We start from the raw sequence: 1,740 nt of genomic DNA on the forward strand, positions 1-1,740 counted from the left end.
TGGCTCGGCTTGTTGCCTTGAAGCATGTCTCCGAAAACTTCCAGTTCTTCAAGACCGACTTGAGTCAGATTGACCCCGCCTTCAGCCAGCCCACTAACTAACTCAACAGCCCCTTTTAGAAAACCAGCACTCGCCCGATTCAAGGGATTGGGATGAGCTCTGATATCATCACTTATTTTTGAAATAGCAGAGCAACCACTGTTGGGGGCAACAGTAATCAAGTCTACTAAAGTAGCAGACTATTTACAACTCTTTTGGCAGGGGGGCAGTGCCAAAGAGTTGTGCCGTTGAGACCTATTTTGAACACCTTCTGGGAAAAGTTGTCTGGTTAAACTGATGTGAAATAATGATGAAAAGGCATTGAATACGTCAGATTGTGTGAAGAAATAGATTTATATTATTTGGAGGCAGCTTGGAAAGCTTCCATTTCTTCTAGTAGTTTTGCTTCTTTATCATTCGATGGCTTCTTATCAAAATATTTATACTCCACAAAGTCTATTCTTGAAGAGGGACCATATTCTGTATTGAACCAATCTGTATAATCAAAATCTATTCTCATTTCTTGATTCTCATCTACTTGCAATATCATGCTAAACCAATCACCAAAATTCTCTTTTAAAAATATCTGTTTGATTTTCCACACTAGGTCATACAACTCACGGTTAAGTTTTTTAAAAACTTTCCTATCAATTCTATATTCAGCTGGAATTTCTAAAGAATAAGAAACCTTATCCTGATGTTTAAAGAAAAAATAGACTGTTCCACTCCCTGTTTTATCCATTTCTGCATTAAGAACGAATTTATCCCATTTATCAGGAATCATATCATTTACTAGTTGTGCAACCTCTTTATAAAGAGCATTTAATTCATTAAACATATTTTTTATCCTCCAGGTTTGTTTTTTATAGTTATTTCTACAGATCTTTGTCCTTCAATAGAGTAGTTAACTTCAAATTGTATTGGGCGAAGTGACTCACCTTTATAAATAGGTTCAATACTTACAGAAACTTTTTTAGGTGGTATCTCTTGCAAAGCATTTTTCCACTCTTGCTCTATTTCGTACCAAACTCCTCCATTACGGTTGATATCTTTATTCATAGCAACAAGATTATCAATATCTCCCGATCCATTGAACATTGTCGCAATCAAATGACCACCATCATCATCTGGCAAACGGTCGAGTCCACCCACCATACGCTGACTATACTGGTTACGTGTTCCATGTTTCAATTTCAACTCGTTTACTTCGACTGACTCAATTCGTCTAAGATTATCTGTCTCATACTTATAGCCATTTTCAGTTGTAAACTTAACTTCGGGCAATAACTGCTTCCTACCGTACAATCCCTTTTCAATTTGCTGTCCAACTGGTACCTCTCTCTTAAGCTTTTCTATTATCTTCGTCCCCTCATCTGCAGCACTGCCAACCTTACTTTCAACATTCCCAACCTCATCCAGTTTTCCGCTGACCTTAGCCACATCATCACTAGTGCTAGTGCTGAACCGCTGGACATTGACTTTGGCATTGTCAAGAAACTCACCCACGCTCTTGATTTTTCCAGTTGTTCCTGCACTCTCTAGAGCCAACTCTTGACTTGGTACTTGGAAAGTCAGGTTGCGAAGGTTTTCTCCCAGATCTTCAAGGGCCTCTTTGGAAAGGCTGGCCTTGGCAGCTTGGCTAAATTCCTTAAGGCCTTGGTTGAAGGTTTTGAGCTGATTGGCTGCGGTTAAGTCATCCCC

At 39.1% G+C, this 1,740-nt stretch carries 3 protein-coding genes; all 3 read right to left on the bottom strand.

Annotation, left to right across the window (positions count from 1 at the left end):
• A partial coding sequence (locus tag A3I7_RS12955) for a hypothetical protein (protein ID WP_033418880.1) occupies positions 1-221 on the bottom strand: 221 nt, incomplete at its 3' end.
• 176 nt (positions 222-397) lie between these two features.
• Positions 398-877 carry an immunity protein YezG family protein gene (locus A3I7_RS0111855; protein WP_018376952.1) on the bottom strand — a complete coding sequence of 160 codons (480 nt, stop codon included), beginning with the start codon at positions 875-877 and terminating at the stop codon, positions 398-400.
• A gap of 5 nt (positions 878-882) precedes the next feature.
• Positions 883-1,740, bottom strand: an 858-nt coding sequence (locus A3I7_RS14680) for a DNA/RNA non-specific endonuclease (RefSeq protein ID WP_018376953.1), incomplete at its 5' end; no start/stop codon positions are given.

Source organism: Streptococcus orisratti DSM 15617 (genome assembly GCF_000380105.1).
In the GTDB taxonomy this organism is placed as follows: domain Bacteria; phylum Bacillota; class Bacilli; order Lactobacillales; family Streptococcaceae; genus Streptococcus; species Streptococcus orisratti.